At 73.5% G+C, this 16,734-nt stretch carries 15 protein-coding genes; 11 read left to right on the forward strand and 4 right to left on the reverse strand.

Going from position 1 to position 16,734, the window contains the following annotated elements; genetic code table 11:
- The first annotated feature begins 159 nt into the window (after window positions 1-159).
- From ACFOYX_RS23610 to ACFOYX_RS23620, 3 genes are read left to right on the forward strand one after another with little or no spacing between them, the layout of a single operon-like run.
- On the forward strand, window positions 160-1,512 hold the full coding sequence (locus tag ACFOYX_RS23610; RefSeq protein ID WP_109799643.1) for a hemolysin family protein: 1,353 nt from the start codon (window positions 160-162) through the stop codon (window positions 1,510-1,512).
- On the forward strand, window positions 1,509-2,573 hold the full coding sequence (locus tag ACFOYX_RS23615; protein ID WP_322439228.1) for a hemolysin family protein: 1,065 nt from the start codon (window positions 1,509-1,511) through the stop codon (window positions 2,571-2,573). Before ACFOYX_RS23610 ends, ACFOYX_RS23615 begins: the two co-directional genes overlap by 4 nt.
- Before the next feature lie 53 nt (window positions 2,574-2,626).
- The gene (locus tag ACFOYX_RS23620; protein WP_322439227.1) at window positions 2,627-3,550 is read left to right on the forward strand and encodes a sporulation protein; all 924 of its coding nucleotides are present in this window, start codon (window positions 2,627-2,629) and stop codon (window positions 3,548-3,550) included.
- An 11-nt stretch (window positions 3,551-3,561) separates the two neighbouring features.
- On the opposite strand, the gene leuE is transcribed toward ACFOYX_RS23620, so the two are convergent.
- Window positions 3,562-4,230, reverse strand: a complete 669-nt coding sequence (leuE, locus tag ACFOYX_RS23625; protein ID WP_322439226.1) for a leucine efflux protein LeuE — start codon at window positions 4,228-4,230, stop codon at window positions 3,562-3,564.
- A complete protein-coding gene (locus ACFOYX_RS23630; protein WP_322439225.1) occupies window positions 4,230-5,474 on the reverse strand; it encodes a bifunctional pyridoxamine 5'-phosphate oxidase family protein/GNAT family N-acetyltransferase in 1,245 nt (414 codons plus the stop codon). Before ACFOYX_RS23630 ends, leuE begins: the two co-directional genes overlap by 1 nt.
- Window positions 5,475-5,512: 38 nt before the next feature.
- On the opposite strand from ACFOYX_RS23630, the gene ACFOYX_RS23635 reads away from it, so the two are divergent.
- The 8 genes from ACFOYX_RS23635 to rny all read left to right on the forward strand — a co-directional run bounded on the left by ACFOYX_RS23635 (window position 5,513) and on the right by rny (window position 14,950).
- Window positions 5,513-6,853, forward strand: a complete 1,341-nt coding sequence (locus ACFOYX_RS23635; protein WP_322439224.1) for an aminotransferase class I/II-fold pyridoxal phosphate-dependent enzyme — start codon at window positions 5,513-5,515, stop codon at window positions 6,851-6,853.
- A gap of 245 nt (window positions 6,854-7,098) precedes the next feature.
- Window positions 7,099-7,803, forward strand: coding sequence for a UdgX family uracil-DNA binding protein (locus ACFOYX_RS23640; RefSeq protein ID WP_322439223.1), 705 nt, complete (start codon window positions 7,099-7,101; stop codon window positions 7,801-7,803).
- Between the two features lie 69 nt (window positions 7,804-7,872).
- Window positions 7,873-9,012: an acyl-CoA dehydrogenase family protein gene (locus ACFOYX_RS23645; RefSeq protein WP_322439222.1), complete on the forward strand. Its 1,140-nt coding sequence runs from the start codon at window positions 7,873-7,875 to the stop codon at window positions 9,010-9,012.
- A 75-nt stretch (window positions 9,013-9,087) separates the two neighbouring features.
- Entirely contained in the window at window positions 9,088-10,431 is a 1,344-nt protein-coding gene (locus ACFOYX_RS23650; RefSeq protein WP_322439221.1) for an MFS transporter, read from the forward strand.
- 4 nt (window positions 10,432-10,435) lie between these two features.
- Window positions 10,436-10,636, forward strand: a complete 201-nt coding sequence (locus ACFOYX_RS23655; protein WP_322439220.1) for a DUF3046 domain-containing protein — start codon at window positions 10,436-10,438, stop codon at window positions 10,634-10,636.
- 184 nt (window positions 10,637-10,820) lie between these two features.
- Window positions 10,821-11,867 carry a recombinase RecA gene (gene recA, locus ACFOYX_RS23660; RefSeq protein WP_088963361.1) on the forward strand — a complete coding sequence of 349 codons (1,047 nt, stop codon included), beginning with the start codon at window positions 10,821-10,823 and terminating at the stop codon, window positions 11,865-11,867.
- A 15-nt stretch (window positions 11,868-11,882) separates the two neighbouring features.
- Window positions 11,883-12,581, forward strand: coding sequence for a regulatory protein RecX (locus ACFOYX_RS23665; RefSeq protein WP_322439219.1), 699 nt, complete (start codon window positions 11,883-11,885; stop codon window positions 12,579-12,581).
- Between the two features lie 602 nt (window positions 12,582-13,183).
- A complete protein-coding gene (rny, locus tag ACFOYX_RS23670; RefSeq protein WP_322439218.1) occupies window positions 13,184-14,950 on the forward strand; it encodes a ribonuclease Y in 1,767 nt (588 codons plus the stop codon).
- Window positions 14,951-15,113: 163 nt separating this feature from the next.
- Here rny and ACFOYX_RS23675 read toward each other — a convergent pair whose 3' ends face one another.
- Window positions 15,114-15,998, reverse strand: a complete 885-nt coding sequence (locus tag ACFOYX_RS23675; RefSeq protein ID WP_322439277.1) for an amino acid ABC transporter permease — start codon at window positions 15,996-15,998, stop codon at window positions 15,114-15,116.
- Window positions 15,995-16,669 carry an amino acid ABC transporter permease gene (locus ACFOYX_RS23680; protein ID WP_109799630.1) on the reverse strand — a complete coding sequence of 225 codons (675 nt, stop codon included), beginning with the start codon at window positions 16,667-16,669 and terminating at the stop codon, window positions 15,995-15,997. Before ACFOYX_RS23680 ends, ACFOYX_RS23675 begins: the two co-directional genes overlap by 4 nt.
- Window positions 16,670-16,734: the final 65 nt, after the last annotated feature.

A 16,734-nucleotide genomic window follows, 5' to 3' on the forward strand; every position in this document is an offset into this window, starting at 1 on the left:
GGGTGGAACCGGACAACTGTGCCACCCTCAGCGGGCGTCCAGGCAGCGCCGATAAAATGGGCAGATGATCGACTCCTCTGCCCAGGAGGGCAGCAGTAGCCAGCCGGGTCATGCCCGGCATCTCCCCGCCCCGACGACCCCGGGAGCCCTGAACCTCCCGTGCTGATCGTCGTGGGTCTCGTACTCATCATCGTGCTCACCGCCGCCACCGGTTACTTCGTGGCCCAGGAGTTCGGTTACGTCGCCGTGGATCGCGGCAAGCTCAAGCAGCTCGCCGATTCCGGCGACGAGGCCGCCGCCCGGGCCCTGGCGGTGACCGGCCGGCTGTCGTTCGTACTCTCCGGCGCCCAGCTCGGCATCACCGTGACCGCCCTGCTGGTCGGTTACGTCGCCGAGCCGTACCTGGGCGCCGGGCTGGCCGACCTGCTCGGCCTCGCCGGGGTGTCCACCGCGGTCAGCCTGCCGCTGTCGGTGGTGCTGGCCCTGATCATCGCCACCGTGGTGCAGATGGTCCTCGGCGAGCTGGCCCCGAAGAACCTGGCAATCGCCCGCGCCGAGCCCCTCGCGCGGGCGCTGAGCCGGTCCACCCTGATGTACCTGAAGCTGGCCGGCCCGGTGATCACCCTCTTCGACCGGTCCGCCGTCCGGCTGCTGCGCCGGCTCGGCATCGAGCCGATCGAGGAGCTGCCCGGCGGCGCCACCCCGGAGGACCTGGAGCAGATCATCGCCGAGTCCCGCGAGGAGGGCAGTCTCGACGCCGCGATGTCCGACCTGCTCGACCGGGGCCTGGACTTCCGCGAGCTGACCGCCGGGGAGGCCATGGTGCCCCGGGTCGACGTGCACACCGTACGCGCCGACGAGCCGGTCAGCCGGGTCGTCGAACTGCTCGACACCGGCCACTCCCGCTTCCCGGTCCGCGGCGCCGAGGGCGTCGACGACCTGGTGGGCGTGGTCGGCATCGCCGACGTGCTCGGCGTGCCGCCCGCCGAGCGGGGGACCACCCGGGTCGCCGCGGTGGCCGTACCGCCGCTGCTGGTGCCGGAGACCCTGCCGCTGCCGACGGTGCTGGACCGGCTCCGGGTCGGCCACCGGCAGCTCGCCTGCGTGGTCGACGAGTACGGCGGCTTCGCCGGCGTGATCACCCTGGAGGACATCGCCGAGGAGCTGGTCGGGCCGATCCGCGACGAGGACGACCCGCCGGAGCGGGCCCCGGCGCGGCAGGACGACGGCTCCTGGGTGGTGCCGGCCCGCTGGCGGATCGACGAGGTCGCCGACAGCACCGGCATCGCGCTGCCCGAGGCCCCCGAGTACGACACCCTCTCCGGGCTGGTCATGCGGGAGCTGGGCCGGGTGCCCGAGGTGGGCGACCGGCTGGAGATCAGCCTCGCCGTCGACGGCGAAGAGCCGGACGCCGAGCGGGCCCTCGTCGAGGTGCTGGCCGTGGACCGGCACGTCGCCGACTCCGTCCGGCTCCGGATGGCCGGGGTCGAACGTGGGGAGCAGGCGGCATGAGCCCCGGGTTCGCGCTCTTCTTCTCCGTGGTGCTGCTGGCGCTGAACGCCTTCTTCGTCGCCGCCGAGTTCGCCCTGGTGGCCGCCAAGCGGTACCGGCTCGAGCACGAGGCCGCCGGTGGCGGGCGGGCGGCCCGCGCGGCGCTGGACGGCGTCCGCGAGCTGTCGCTGATGCTGGCCGGCGCGCAGCTCGGCATCACGCTCTGCACCCTGGGCCTGGGCGCCCTGGCCGAGCCGGCGATCGAGCACCTGCTCAGCCCGCTGCTGCACGCGGTGGGCCTGCCGGACGCGGTGAGCCACCTGGTGGCACTGCTCTTCGCCCTCGGCCTGGTGACGTTCCTACACCTGGTGGTCGGCGAGATGGCCCCGAAGTCGTGGGCGATCACCGACGCGGAGCGCTCGGCGACGCTGCTGGCGCTGCCGTTCCGGGCCTTCGCCCGGGTCGCCCGCCCGGTGCTCTCCGCGCTGAACGCGCTGGCCAACCTGGTGCTGCGACTGGTCGGCGTGCGGCAGCAGGACCAGCTCGCCATGGTGCACGGTCCGGACGAGCTGCGCATCCTGCTGGAGCAGTCCCGCGAGCACGGGCTGCTCGGCGCGGAGCAGCACCGGATGCTGACCAGCATGCTGGAGCTCCAGGGCACCACGGTGGCGCAGGTGATGGAGCCGTTCGACCGGATCGTCACGGTCCGCCGGGACGACAGCGCCGAGCGGATCGAGCACGTCTCCCGGGACAGCGGCCGGTCCCGGCTGGCGGTGCTCGACGCCGGCGGCGAGGTCTGCGGCCTGGTGCACGTCCGGGAGGCGGTCCGGGCGGTCACCACCGGCCGGACGGCGACCGCCGGTGAGCTGATGACCCCGGCCTTCACCCTGCGCGGGGAGGCCTCGGTCAGCGAGGCGGTGGCGGCGATGCGGGGCCGGCAGGCCCAGCTGGCCCTGGTCAGCAACGGCGGCGGCCCGACCCGGCCGATCGGCTTCGTCGCCCTGGAGGACCTGCTCGAGGAGGTCATCGGCGAGTTCGACGACGAGACCGACCCGGTGCCGAGGGGCCGGCGCCTGCGCTGATTGACCGGCCGCCCACCGGGAAAGCCGTGCCAGGCGGCGACGGGGGGAGCGCGGTGCGGCTGACCGGGGTGTCCGCGCAGTCCGGCTGGACCGGACTGTCGGTGACCACCACCCTGACCAACCCGAGCACCCGTCCTGGGCTGCGCCTGCCGGGGCGGGTGACGCTCGCCGCGGGCGGCGAGGATGTACCGGTCCGGCACGTCCGGCTCGGCCTGGTCGCCCAGGCCGAGCCGGAGGATCCGGGCTCGCCGCGCCGCCTCGTGCAGTATCACCAGGTGCCGATCGCCGGCCGGTTCGTGGTGCCCGCGGGACGCCGCCGGGCGGTCGACTTCGCGCTGCCGCTGCCCTGGGAGACCCCGCCGACGATCTTCGGCGGGGTGCCGCTGATGGGCCTGCGCACCGGCCTGCGTACCGAGGTGTCGGTGGATCCGGACCTGGACCAGGGCGCGATGGTGCCGGTCTTCGTCCACCCGCTCCCCACCCAGCAGCACATCCTCGCCGCGCTGGAGACCCTCGGCTTCGTGCTGCGGCAGGCGGGGCTGCAGCAGGGCCGGCTGCCCGGGGTGGAGCAGACCCTGCCCCTGCACGAGCGGTTGGGCTACTGGGTGGCGCCGCTCTACGCCGGCCCGATCACCGAGCTGGAACTGATCTTCGTGACCAACGCGGCGGGGCTGGAGGTGCTGCTCTGGCTGGACCGCCGGCTCTCCCTGGCCGGGGTCACCCACCAGAGCATCAGCCGGTTCCGGGTCTGGCACGCGGGCCAGGACCGGCGGGACTGGGTGGCCACCGTGGACGGCTGGTTGCGGCACGCCATCAACCGGCACGCGGCCGCCGCCGCGCACGCCGACTGGTCCGCCGCGATCCGGGAGTCCGCCCACGTCAGCCGCCACCCCGACGAGCCGGTCGCGCCCGGGTACGGGCTGGGCGGCACGGCCGGCGGTGGCGGCATCGGTGGTGGCGGCGGCGACGGCACCTGACCGCCGCGCGGTCAGACCGAGGCGGTGGCGAGCTTGATGCTGAAGCCGAGGAAGAGGGCGGCGACCGCGGTGGTGCCCCCGACGGCGAGCCGGCGGCGGCGGTGGAACTGGGCGGCGAGGAAGGTCCCGGCGAAGATCAGCGCGGTCAGGTAGAGCGCGCTGGTCACCTGGGCGATCAGGCCGAGCAGCAGGAACGACACCGCCGGCCAGGCGTACCCGGGGTCGACGAACTGGATGAAGAACGAGATGAAGAAGAGGATCGCCTTCGGGTTGAGCAGGCTGATCACCAGGGCCTTGCGGAACGGGCTGCGCAGCGCCGCCGGCTCCGCCGCGTCGATCAGGCGCGGCGCGGTCGGGTCGTTGCGGTCGCGCCAGCGCCGCCAGGCGCCGCGCAGCATCGTCAACCCCACATACCCGAGGTACGCCGCGCCGGCGTACTTGATCACCAGGAAGAGCGGCGGGTACGCCTTGAGCAGCGACGCCACCCCGGCGGCGGAGAGGATCATCAGCACCGAGTCGCCGACGAACACCCCGCCCGCGGCCCGGTAGCCGGCCCCCACCCCGCGCCGGGCGGCGGTGGAGAGCACGAAGAGCGAGTTCGGCCCGGGGAGCAGGATGATCGCCACGGTCCCCAGCAGGTACGTCCAGATGTCGGTGATGCCCAGCACGCCCGCCATCATCACGCCACCGATGCCGCCGGGCGAAGCCTTTCCCGCAGGCTGACCTGTGCGTTCGGCCACTCGTCGGCCAGCATCGAATAGAGCGCCGAGTTCCGCCAGGTGCCGTCGGCGCGGCGCCGGTTGGCCCGCAGGGTGCCCTCCCGGGTGGCCCCGAGCCGCTCGATGGCCCGCTGGGAGCGCTCGTTGAGCGTGCTGGTCTGCCAGGTGACCCGGATCGCGTCCAGCTCCTCGAAGGCCCGGGTGAGCAGCAGCAGCTTCGCCTCGGTGTTGATCCCGGTGCGCCACCACGTCCGGCCCAGCTGGGTGTAGCCGATCTCCACCGACCGCAGGTCCTCGTCGGGGTGGTAGTAGGAGGTGGTGCCGACCACCGCCCCGGTGGCCGCGCAGCGCTGCACCCACGGCACCCGGACGCCACGCTGGTGGTCGGCCAGCGCCGCCCGGACATGGCCGGCCATCTCGGCCACGCTCGTCGGTCGGGGGCTGCCGACGTACCGCCACACCTCGGGGTCGTCGAGCGCGGCGTACAGCTCCTCGGCGTGGGCGAGGTCGAGGGGTTCCAGCACGACGTGTTCCCCGCGCAGCACCACCGGCTCCAGCCAGGCCGAGCGGGCCGGCCGCAGGTACGCCGGCAGCGGCGCGGTCACCCCGGGGGCCGGCTCCGGCAGCCCGGCGGTCAGCCGCAGCGGCAGCACCCCGGCCCAGTACGGCAGGTCGAGGTCCGCGGGGTCGTCGTTGACCCCGCCGGTGCGGGTCCGGACCGACACCTCGCGCAGCGGCAGCGCCAGCACGGCCGTCTCGGCGAGTTCCCGGCGGCTCGGTGGCCGGCTGTCCGCGCTGCGCCCGGCGGCGACCTTCTCGACCAGCGCGGTCAGCACGGCGGTCCGCTCCCGCTCGTCGGTGACCAGCCGGGCACTGCCGTGGGCGACCACCGAGCGGTAGTTGGCGCTGTGGTTGAACTGGGAACGGGCGTAGACCAGCGCGTCGAGCAGGGTCACCGCGACGCAGACCGGCAGCCCGGCGTCGCCCCGGGCGGCGAGCAGCGGCCGGCTACCGGTGGAGCCGTGCAGGTAGAGGGTGTCGCCGACGCGGACGTGCAGGGTGGGCAGCACCCGCGGCTCACCGTCCACGGTGAACCCCAGCGCGCAGTGGTACGCCTCGTCGAGGACGCCGTGCGCGGCGGTCTGGTCGTAGCTCATCCGGTCGCGGGTGCGGCTGGCGGTGGTCCGTTCGGTGCGGGGGTACATGCGACATCCCACCTTTGTTCTAGTACAATCTGTGAACTGTGCCAGCACATTATCAGATCGAGGGGTCGACGTCGGCCGCCATTTCGGCCAGCGTGGAGGGTGGGATCCGCAGCGGGACACTCGCCCCGGGCGACGCCCTGCCCGCCGTCCGAGCCCTGGCCACCGGGCTGGCGGTGAGCCCGGCCACCGTCGCCCGGGCGTACCAGGAGCTGCGGCAACGCGGCCTGGTGGTGACGGCCGGCCGGCACGGCACCCGGGTCCGCCCCCGCCCGCCGGTCGCCGCCCGCCGGGCCGGCCTGCTGCCGCCGCCGCTGCCCGGCGCCCGTGACCTCTCCACCGGCCAGCCCGACCCCCGGCTGCTGCCACCGCTCGGCCCGCACCTCGCCGCGCTCGCCGCCGAGATCGGCCCGCCCACCGGGTACGCGGCCGCCGCCGTCGTCCCCGACCTGGCCGACGCCGCCCGGGAACGGCTCGCCGCCGACGGCGTGCCGGCCGCCGAGATCACCGTCAGCGGCGGTGCGCTGGACGGCATCGAGCGGCTGCTCGCCGCCCACCTGCGCCCCGGCGACGCGGTGGCGGTCGAGGACCCCGGCTGGGCCAACCTGCTGGACCTGGTCGCCGCGCTCGGGCTGCGCGCCATCGGCGTGCCGGTCGACGACGAGGGGCCGACCGAGCCGGGGGTGCGGGCCGCCCTCGCCGCCGGGGCCCGCGCGCTGATCGTCACCAGCCGCGCCCAGAACCCGACCGGTGCGGCCGTCTCCGCCGACCGGGCCGAGGCGCTGCGGGCGCTGCTCGCCGGCCGGTCCGACCTGCTGCTGATCGAGGACGACCACGCCGCCGAGCTGGCCCGCGTACCGCTGCGTCCGCTCGCCGGGGCGACCCCGACCTGGGCCTTCGTCCGGTCGGTGAGCAAGCCCTACGGCCCGGACCTGCGGCTCGCGGTGCTGGCCGGCGACGAGGCCACGGTGGCCCGGGTCGCCGGCCGGGCCCGGGTCGGCGCCGGCTGGGTCTCCACCGTGCTGCAACGCCTCGTGCTGGCGCTGTGGCGCGACCCCGCCACCGCCGACCTCGTGCACCGGGCGGGGGAGAGCTACGAGCGGCGGCGCCACGGGCTGGTGGAGGCGCTGAGGGCGCACGGCCTGCCCGCCCACGGCCGCACCGGGATCAACGTCTGGGTGCCCGTGCCGGACGAGACCGTGGTGGTCACCGCGCTGCGGGACGCCGGCTGGTCGGTCGCCCCCGGCGCGCTCAACCGGATCGCCGCCGGTCCCGGCATCCGGATCACCGTCAGCTCGCTCGACGAGGCCGACCTCGCCCCGCTCGCCGCCGCGGCCGCCCGCGCGACACAGCCCACCGCGCCGTTCGGGTTCACCGCCTGACCGGTCCGGGGGCATGCCGGCCGCAGCAGCGGGAATGCCGCGCCGGGAGGTGGTCGACATGGCTACGAAGAAGTCCCGGACGGGACTCTGGATCGCCATCGCGGTGGCGGTGATCATCGTGATCATCCTGATCGCGCTGGCCTCGCGCGACGGCGGCGGTGGTGGTGGCGGTTACTGACGCCCGGACGCGTGCGCGCGGCGGGCGGCATCCGACGCCCGGCTCGAAACCGGTATATAAAGGCGGCATGGCCGAGCAGACCGAGAGTGCCCCCGGCGCCCAGCAGTTCATCCCGCCGCAGGCCGACACCATCGACGAGCTGCGCGCCGCGGCGGCCGGCTGCCAGGGGTGCCAGCTCTACCGGGACGCCTCACAGACCGTCTTCGGCCGGGGCGACGAGAGCGCCCGGGTGGTCCTCGTGGGCGAGCAGCCCGGCGACCTGGAGGACCAGAAGGGGCTGCCCTTCGTCGGCCCCGCCGGCCGGCTGCTGCGCAAGGCGGTGGACGACGCCGGCATCGACCCCGGTCACATCTACCTGACCAACGCCGTGAAGCACTTCCGCTTCGAGCTGCGCGGCAAACGGCGGATCCACCAGTCGCCGGACCGGGTGCACATCACCGCCTGCCGGCCCTGGCTGGTCGCGGAGTTCGCCCGGCTGCACCCGGAGGTCGTGGTGGTGCTCGGGGCCACCGCGGCCAAGGCGCTGCTCGGCCCGACGTTCCGGGTGACAAAGCAGCGCGGCGAGCTGCTGCCCTGGCCCGCGTCCGCCCAGCACCCGGAGGACTTCACCCGGGTGCCGGTGGACAACACCGGAAAGGTCGCCGACGCCCCCGAGGCCCGGCTGCTGGCCACCATCCACCCGTCGGCGGTGCTCCGCGCCGACGACCAGGACGCCGCGTACGCCGGCCTGGTGCAGGACCTGACGGTCGCCGCCCGCGCCCTCGCCGCCTGATCCGCGCCGGCTCCGGCGAACGCGGCTCGCCTCTGGGCAGCGCGGGTGAGCGGTGCCACACTGGCCGCCATGGAGCAGCATCTCTACGAGCCCGTCCACGAAGAGTTCCGGGACCTGTGCCGCCAGTTCCTGGCCCGGGAGGCCGTCCCGCACCACGAGCGCTGGGAGGCCGACGGCATCGTCGACCGGGAGGTGTGGCGCAAGGCCGGCGCGGCCGGGCTGCTCGGCATGGACGTCGACACCGAGTTCGGCGGCGGCGGCCAGCAGGACTTCCGCTTCAACGCGGTGCTGGACGAGGAGATCGTCGCGGCCGGCTGCTCCGGGCTCGGCTTCGGCCTGCACAACGACGTGGTGGCGCCGTACCTGACCGCGCTGACCACCGACGACCAGCGCAAGCGCTGGCTGCCGGGCTTCTGCTCCGGCGACCTGGTCACCGCGATCGCGATGAGCGAGCCGGGCGCCGGCAGCGACCTGGCCGGGGTCCGCACCAGCGCGGTCCGGGACGGCGACTCCTACCTGCTCAACGGGCAGAAGACGTTCATCACCAACGGCGAGATGGCCGATCTGGTCGTCGTGGTGGTGCGGACCTCCGACCAGGGCGCGCACGGGGTGAGCCTGATCGCGGTGGAGACCGGCACCCCCGGCTTCAGCCGGGGCCGGCGGTTGGCCAAGGTCGGCCTGAAGGCCAACGACACCGCGGAGTTGTTCTTCGACGACTGCCGGGTGCCGGCGGAGAACCTGATCGGCACCGAGAACCACGGCTTCTACCACCTGATGGGGAACCTGCCCCGGGAGCGGCTGAGCATCGCGGTGGCCGCGGTCGCGGCGGCGGAGAAGCTGCTCGCGGTCACCCTCGGCTACGCCCGCTCGCGGGAGGCGTTCGGCCGGCCGATCGGGAAGTTCCAGCACAACCGCTTCCTCCTGGCCGAGCTGGACACCGAGGTCACCATCGCCCGCACTTTCGTCAACCACTGCGTCGCCGAGTTCAACGCCGGCCGGCTCTCGGTGACCGACGCGGCGAAGGCCAAGTGGTGGACCACCGAGCTGCAGAACAAGGTGGCCGACCGCTGCGTGCAGCTGCACGGCGGCTACGGCTTCATGCTGGAGTACCCGGTGGCGAAGGCCTGGCTGGACGGGCGGGTGCAGACCATCTACGGCGGCACCACCGAGATCATGAAGGAGATCATCGGCCGGGGTCTCGGCCTGTAGCGAAACCGGGTGCCGCCGGTCGGGGCGCATAGGCAAGGATGGGGCAGCGTCTGACCCCTTACCGAGGAGGCCGGTATGGCCACCGAACTGACCACGCCGGTCCGTACCCGGCCCGATGTCGCGCCGATCCAGCGGCGGACCCTGCGCCTGCTCTTCACCACCCAGATCATCGGTGGGATCGGCGTGACCATCGGCATCGCGGTGGGAGCGCTGCTCGCCGCCCGGGTCGCCGGCACCGCGGTCGCCGGCCTGGCGCAGAGCGCGGCCGTGGTGGGCGGGGCGCTGCTGGCCGTCCCGGTCACCCGGATCATGAACGGGCACGGCCGGCGGCCGGGACTGGCCGTGGCCTACCTGGCCGGCGCGGTCGGCGCCGTGCTGGTGGTGCTGGCCACGGTCACCCGCTTCGTGCCGCTGCTCTTCCTCGGCATGCTGCTCTTCGGTGGAGGCACCGCGGCGAACCTCCAGGCCCGCTACGCCGCCGTGGACCTCGCCGAGCCGGCCCGCCGGGGCCGCCAACTCTCCCTGATCGTCTGGGCCACCACCATCGGCGCGGTGGCCGCGCCGAACTTCGCGGCGCTCGCCGACCGCACCACCAGCGAGTGGGGACTGCCACCGCTGGCCGGCCCGTTCGCCTTCTCCGCCGCCGCGTTCACCCTGGCAGCGGTCGTACTGCTGGTCCTGCTGCGGCCCGACCCGCTGCTCACCGCGCGCCGGCTCGCGGCGGCCGACGCCCCGGTCGCCGCCGCGCCGCCGGACGTCACCCCGCCGGCGGACGCCCTCGTCGCGCCGGCCCGGACCGCCCGGCGCGGTGCGGGGATGCGGCTGGCCTGGCAGGTGGTACGCGTCCGCCCCGCCGCCCGGCTCGGCATCGCCGCCGTGGCGGTGGGCCACGTGGTGATGGTGGCGGTGATGTCGATGACCCCGGTCCGTCTCGGCGAGTCGCACTCCGACGCGGACGTCCTGCGCGTGGTGGGCATCGTGCTGAGCCTGCACATCGCCGGGATGTACGCCCTCAGCCCGGTGGTGGGTTGGCTCACCGACCGGCTGGGCCGGCGCGCGGTGATCCTCGTCGGCGTCGGGCTGCTGCTCGCCGCCTGCGCGGTGGCCGGCACCGCCGGGCACCACACGCCGTGGCTCTCGATCGGCCTGGTCCTGCTCGGGCTGGGGTGGTCCGGCACCATGGTGGCCGGGTCCACGCTGCTGTCGGAGTCGGTGCCGGCGGCGGTCCGCCCGAGCGTGCAGGGCTTCTCCGACCTGACGATGGGGCTGGCCGGCGCCGGGGCCGCCGCGGCGAGCGGGTTTGTCATGCGGGCGGCCGGTTATCCGGTGCTGACCCTGCTGGCGGCGATCGCGACCGTGCCCCTGGTGGCGCTAGCGTTGCGTCCGGTGCCCGGGCGGGTGCCCGACGAGGAGGACTGATCACGTGCGGCTGACCGACTTCTGGGCGCGGCTGGAGGAGGCGTTCGGGCCGGGGTACGCGGCCAGCATCGCCCGCGACCAGGTGCTGTCCCAGCTCGGTGGGCGGACCATCGAGCAGGCGCTCAGGTCGGGTGAGCAGACCCACGTGGTCTGGCGGGCCGTCGTCGCCGCGTATCCCGACCGGGTGCCCGCGCGGCTGCGCTGAGCGGCCCGTTCGCCACTTCCGCGTGTCGCTTGTCGAGTCGTACACCTGTTCGGCTATTGTCCACAGCGGGGTGCTCGTCCACAGCTCGCGGCCCGTCGGCTGGTTTTCTGTCGGACCCAGCGCCTAGCGTGTCCGCGTGACGCGAAGCTCAGGAAAGACGCCGGCGAAGGCAGGGGTGGCAAACATGGCCGCAGGGCCCGACCGGGAGAAGGCACTCGACCTTGCTCTCGCTCAGATCGACAAGCAGTTCGGCAAGGGTTCGGTGATGCGGCTGGGCGAGCGCCCGGTCATCCAGACCTCGGTCATTCCGACCGGCTCGATCGCGCTCGACGTGGCGCTCGGCGTGGGCGGTCTGCCCCGCGGCCGGGTCGTCGAGATCTACGGTCCCGAGTCCAGCGGTAAGACCACGGTGGCCCTGCACGCGGTGGCCAACGCCCAGCGGGCCGGCGGCATCGCCGCCTTCATCGACGCCGAGCACGCGCTCGACCCGGACTACGCGAAGGCTCTCGGCGTCGACACCGACGCCCTGCTGGTCTCCCAGCCGGACACCGGTGAGCAGGCACTGGAGATCACGGACATGCTGGTCCGCTCCGGCGCGATCGACATCGTCGTGATCGACTCGGTGGCGGCCCTGGTGCCGCGCGCCGAGATCGAGGGCGAGATGGGCGACAGCCACGTGGGCCTCCAGGCCCGGCTGATGAGCCAGGCGCTGCGGAAGATCACCGGTGTGCTCAACAACACCGGCACCACGGCGATCTTCATCAACCAGCTCCGCGAGAAGATCGGCGTGATGTTCGGCAGCCCGGAGACCACCACCGGTGGTCGGGCGCTGAAGTTCTACGCCTCGGTCCGGCTCGACGTGCGCCGCATCGAGAGCCTCAAGGACGGCACCGACGTGGTCGGTAACCGGACCCGGGTCAAGGTCGTGAAGAACAAGGTCGCCGCGCCGTTCAAGCAGGCCGAGTTCGACATCATGTACGGCAAGGGCATCTCCCGCGAGGGCTCGCTGATCGACGTCGGCGTCGAGCAGGCGATCATCCGCAAGTCCGGTGCCTGGTACACCTACGACGGCGACCAGCTGGGCCAGGGCAAGGAGAAGGCCCGGGAGTTCCTCAAGGAGAACCCGGACGTGGCCGCCGAGATCGAGAAGAAGATCCTGGAGAAGCTCGGCGTCGGGGTCGGCGCCGGCGACGCCGCCGGTGGCCCGGAGCTGCCGCCGGTCGACTTCTGACCGGTCGCCGGCTAAGTGGCAGGACGATGCGCCCGCACGGGGCGGGGCTGGGATGCCAGCCCGCCCCGGCCGGGTGGCGACACCACGACGCCCCGGCCCCGACGGGGTCGCCGTGGCCGGTCCGAGGAGGCCGGTCCCGAGGCGCCCCCCGCACCGCCGCGCGACGAGGCCGAGGTGGCCCGGGAGATCTGCCTGCGGCAGCTCGCGGTGCGGCCGCGTACCCGGGCGGAGCTGGCCGGCGCGCTGGCCAAGCGGGGCATCTCCGACGAGGTCTCCGCGCAGGTGCTCGACCGGTACGACGAGGTCGGGATCATCGACGACGCCGCCTTCGCCCGGGCCTGGGTCTCCAGCCGGCACGCCGGCCGGGGGCTGGCCCGCCGGGCGCTCGCCAACGAGCTGCGCCAGCGCGGGGTGGACGGCGACACCGCCAGCGAGGCCCTCGGTGAGCTGGACGAGGAGACCGAGGCGGAGACCGCCCGGGCCCTGGTCGACCGGAAGCTGCGCTCCGTCCGCGGCGAGCCCGACGCGGTGTTCCGCCGGCTGGTGGGCATGCTGGCCCGCAAGGGCTACCCGCCGGGGGTGGCGATCCGGGCGGTGAAGGACGCGCTCGCCGCGCAGAGCGCGGAGGCGGCCGAGTTCGCCGAGCAGATCGACGCCGACGCCCTCGCCGATGCCGAGGGCGAACTCGACCGGGACACCCGCGCCCTCGGCTGACGGCGGATCGGGCGCGGCCGGACGATGGCGGGTTGAGCAGGTACGGGAGGCGACTCGGCACCTACAGGGCGGGCCGTTTGTCCGCCCGTGTCCGGCATCTGGACAGCGCTGGGTGATGCCGCGACTTCTCTCCGTCCGGGTGGTTTGATCATGAGTTCTTGACCGAACGGCCCCTGGCGACCTAGCCTCGCCATACAGGCTCACATTGCCCGACCAGCGCAGGCTAAGCGCACAACATAGATCTCGTAACAGAACTGCATCACTTTGGCCAGCTTCACCGGCCCTTGACGGCAGCTCCGGACAGCCGGTCCGGAGCCGACCGACAACTGCAACCGGCCGTCGGCGATGCCCCTTCGAGGGCACCGCCGACGGACAGCTACCCACTGCCAGCCGCTCCGGTCGGGCGTCCAGAGCCGCAGGTGCGTGCCGCCGGCACGTCTCCTGCGAAGTCGACGTTCAGGGGAGGCGGCCATGGCGGGGCGGCACAGGTTCACCGGCGGTCTTCCACGCATCGCCGGCCGGTCGGTCGCCGACCACGCCAGCGGCGGTCGGGAGACGGCCCCAGGTTGCCGGGAGACGGTCGCACGGTCCGGGGCGACGGCATGAGCGCCTTCGACGTTCTCATCCTCGCGGTGGTGCTGATCCTGGCCGTCGTGGTGGTCGGGGCCGTCCTGGTGGGCGTCCGGACGCTGCGCCGGATCAGCGTCGCGCCGGCCCCCGAGGACCCGGCCTTCATAGCCGAGAAGGACCGCCAGGAGCAGTCCCTCGCCGCCCTGCGGTCCGCCGCCCACGAGGCGAACAGCACCATCGACGTGGCGAAGTCGGCCGCCGCCGCGGCCCGCACCGAGGCAGCCGCCGCGAAGGCCGAGGCGAAGGCGGCCCGGGCAGAGGCCCGGCGGGTCCTCGACGACGCCCGCGCGGAGGCCGACACCGTCCTCGAGCGGGCGCACAAGCAGGCCGAGGCGGACGCCGAGCAGCTTCGCACGGCCGCCCGGCGCAGCGGTGAGCGGGAGGTGGCGGTGCTCGCCGCGACCACCCGGGAGCAGGCCGCCGAGGTGGAACGGCGGGCCGCCCGGATGGACGAGCGGGAGCGGCTGCACACCGAGGAGGTGGAGCGGCTCGCCGAGCGGGAGCGGCAGCTCACCGCCGCCAGTGCCGCCCTCGCCGCCCGGGAGAACGCGCTGGCGGAGCGGGAGCGGGCGGTGGCCGAGGCGGAGGAGCAGCGCCGCCGGGAGTTGGAGCGGGTGGCCGGGCTGACCGCCGACGCCGCCCGGGCCGAGCTGGTCGAGGCGATCGAGGGCCAGGCCAAGCGGGAGGCCGCGCTGCTGGTCCGGGACATCGAGTCCGACGCCCGCAACACCGCCGAGCAGCGCGCCCGGCACATCGTGGTGGACGCCATCCAGCGGGTGGCCAGCGAGCAGACAGCGGAGAGCGTGGTCAGCGTCCTGCACCTGCCGGGTGACGAGATGAAGGGGCGGATCATCGGCCGGGAGGGGCGCAACATCCGCGCCTTCGAGTCGGTCACCGGGGTCAACCTGATCATCGACGATACCCCCGAGGCGGTGCTGCTGTCCTGCTTCGACCCGGTCCGCCGGGAGGTCGGCCGGGTCACCCTGGAGAAGCTGGTCCTCGACGGGCGGATCCACCCGCACCGGATCGAGGAGGTCTACGAGCTGGCCCGGGACGAGGTGGAGGAGCTGTGCCACCGCGCCGCCGAGGACGCGCTCGTCGAGGTCGGTATCACCGAGATCCACCCGGAGCTGGTCACCCTGCTCGGTCGGCTGCGGTACCGGACGTCGTACGGGCAGAACGTGCTCAAGCACCTGGTGGAGACCGCACACATCGCCGGGATGATGGCCGCCGAGCTGCGGCTGGACGTGTCGACCATCAAGCGGTCGGCGTTCCTGCACGACATCGGCAAGGCGCTCACCCATGAGGTGGAGGGCAGCCACGCCATCATCGGCGCAGACCTCGCCCGCAGGTACGGCGAGAGCGAGGACGTCGTGCACGCCATCGAGGCGCACCACAACGAGGTGCCGCCGCAGACCGTCGAGGCCGTCCTCACCCAGGCCTCCGACGCCTGCTCCGGCGGTCGGCCGGGCGCCCGGCGGGAGAGCCTGGAGGTGTACGTCAAGCGGCTGGAGCGGATCGAGGAGATCGCCGCCGGCAAGGTCGGCGTGGAGAAGGTCTTCGCCATGCAGGCGGGCCGGGAGATCCGGGTGATGGTGAAGCCGGAGGACGTCGACGACATCGGCGCGGCGGTGCTGGCCCGGGACGTGGCCAAGCAGATAGAGGAGGAGCTGACCTATCCCGGTCAGATCCGGGTGACCGTGGTCCGCGAGTCCCGGGTCACCGAGATCGCCCGCTGAGCCAGGACCACCACCGCTGCCGAGGGGCGGCCGGGCCGGCGAGGGCGGGCCGGCCACCGGGACGCTACGAAGCTGATGTCGTGGATGAATCGGTGCCGCGACGACGGACGCCGTGCCACCTCCCGGGGGAACGGGATGCGGCACGGCGTCGCAGCGGGTCGGGTCAGCCCTGCGGCTCGGAGACGGCCATCCCGCCGGCCGGGGTGGAGTCCGGGGCGGTCTGCTTGGGGATCCGGAACGCGCGCCGGCGGGTACGCCGGTCGAGCCAGTTCGCCAGCGCGGTGAGCAGCGAGTTGATCAGGATGTAGATCACGGCCACCACGATCGCGGCGGCGACCACGTTCCCGTAGTTGGCGGAGAGGTCGTTGACCCCGCGCGCGAGCAGCTCGGGGAAGGCCACGATGTAGCCGAGCGCGGTGTCCTTGAGCAGGACCACGAGCTGGCTGACGATCACCGGGAGCATGGCGCGGGCGGCCTGCGGCACCAGGATCAGCCGCATGACCTGACTCTTGCGCATGCCCACCGCGTAGGCCGCCTCGGACTGGCCGCCGGGGATGGACCGGATGCCGGCCCGGAACGCCTCGGCCAGCACCGAGCCGTTGTAGAGGGTGAGGCCGGCCACCACGGCGGTGAACGCCGTGACCGGGCCCTGGATGAGGAACGGCACGCCGTAGAAGATGAAGAAGATCATCAGGAGCAGCGGGACGGCGCGGAAGAACTCCACCACCACGCCGGCCGGCACCCGGATCCACCAGTGCTCGGAGAGCCGTCCGACCGCGAAGATGATGCCGAAGGCCAGCGACAGCACCATGCCGGTGGCCGCGGCGAGCAGCGTCTGCCGCAGGCCGGGAAGGATGAACTGGGTCCAGGTGGCCGATTGGGTGAAGGGCTTCCAGAGCGCGGCCTCCCACTGGCCGGCCTGGTCGAACTTGGTGTAGATCCACCACAGCAACGCGACCAGGCCGAGGCCGAAGGCGACGCTGAGCACCGCGTTGCGGATGCGGGCGCGCGGTCCCGGGTGGTCGTACAGAACGCCGGTGCTCATCAGCGCTTCACCGCCAGTCGGTTGGCCAGCCAGCCGAAGAAGTAGCCGGTGGGGACGAGGATCGCGGCGAACGTGCCGGCGAAGACCAGGAAGATCGGGATGACCGCGTCGCCGTTGTCGTTGATCAGCTGCTTCATCACGCTGGAGGCCTCGATCAGGCCGATGGTGCCGACGATCGTGGCGTTCTTGCACAGCGCGATGAGCACGCTGCCCAGGGGCGCCACCACCGCCCGCCCGGCCTGCGGCAGGACCACGATCCGCAGAGTCTGGAAGAAGGTCAGCCCGATCGCCCGGGCCGCCTCCGCCTGGCCGGCCGGAACCGTGTTGATGCCGGAGCGGACGGACTCGCAGACGAACGCCGCGGTGTAGACCGACAGGCCGACGACGCCGAGCCAGAAGTTGTTCAGGTTCAGGTCGTCGGAGAGGGTCAACCCGAGGGTCGAGAAGAGGCCGAAGTAGCAGAAGAAGATGATCAGCGTCAGCGGCGTGTTGCGGAAGATGTTCACCCAAGCCGCGCCGAAGCCGCGCAGCACGGGCACGGGGGAGACCCGGAACGCGGCGAGCAGCACGCCGAGCACCAGCGCGATCACCGCCGACGCGCCGGTCAGCTTGAGGATCCAGAGGAAGCCCGACAGGTACGCGTCGAGGTTGGTCGGATCAGCGAATACGTGCATGCGTCGACTCCCGGGGCACGTCGTCGGCGTCGCGACAGGCCGGGGCCGGCACCCGTACGGATGCC

The organism is Micromonospora sp. GCM10011541 (assembly GCF_042650725.1).
GTDB classification, from domain to species: domain Bacteria; phylum Actinomycetota; class Actinomycetes; order Mycobacteriales; family Micromonosporaceae; genus Micromonospora; species Micromonospora sicca.

Coding starts and splice junctions, on each gene's coding strand:
- ACFOYX_RS23615 (WP_322439228.1), top strand. CDS start 1,509: ATGAGCCCCGGGTTCGCGCTCTTCTTCTCCGTGGTGCTGCTGGCGCTG.
- rny (WP_322439218.1), top strand. CDS start 13,184: ATGAGCGCCTTCGACGTTCTCATCCTCGCGGTGGTGCTGATCCTGGCC.
- ACFOYX_RS23650 (WP_322439221.1), top strand. CDS start 9,088: ATGGCCACCGAACTGACCACGCCGGTCCGTACCCGGCCCGATGTCGCG.
- ACFOYX_RS23645 (WP_322439222.1), top strand. CDS start 7,873: ATGGAGCAGCATCTCTACGAGCCCGTCCACGAAGAGTTCCGGGACCTG.
- leuE (WP_322439226.1), bottom strand. CDS start 4,230: ATGATGGCGGGCGTGCTGGGCATCACCGACATCTGGACGTACCTGCTG.
- ACFOYX_RS23680 (WP_109799630.1), bottom strand. CDS start 16,669: ATGCACGTATTCGCTGATCCGACCAACCTCGACGCGTACCTGTCGGGC.
- ACFOYX_RS23630 (WP_322439225.1), bottom strand. CDS start 5,474: ATGTACCCCCGCACCGAACGGACCACCGCCAGCCGCACCCGCGACCGG.
- ACFOYX_RS23640 (WP_322439223.1), top strand. CDS start 7,099: ATGGCCGAGCAGACCGAGAGTGCCCCCGGCGCCCAGCAGTTCATCCCG.
- recA (WP_088963361.1), top strand. CDS start 10,821: ATGGCCGCAGGGCCCGACCGGGAGAAGGCACTCGACCTTGCTCTCGCT.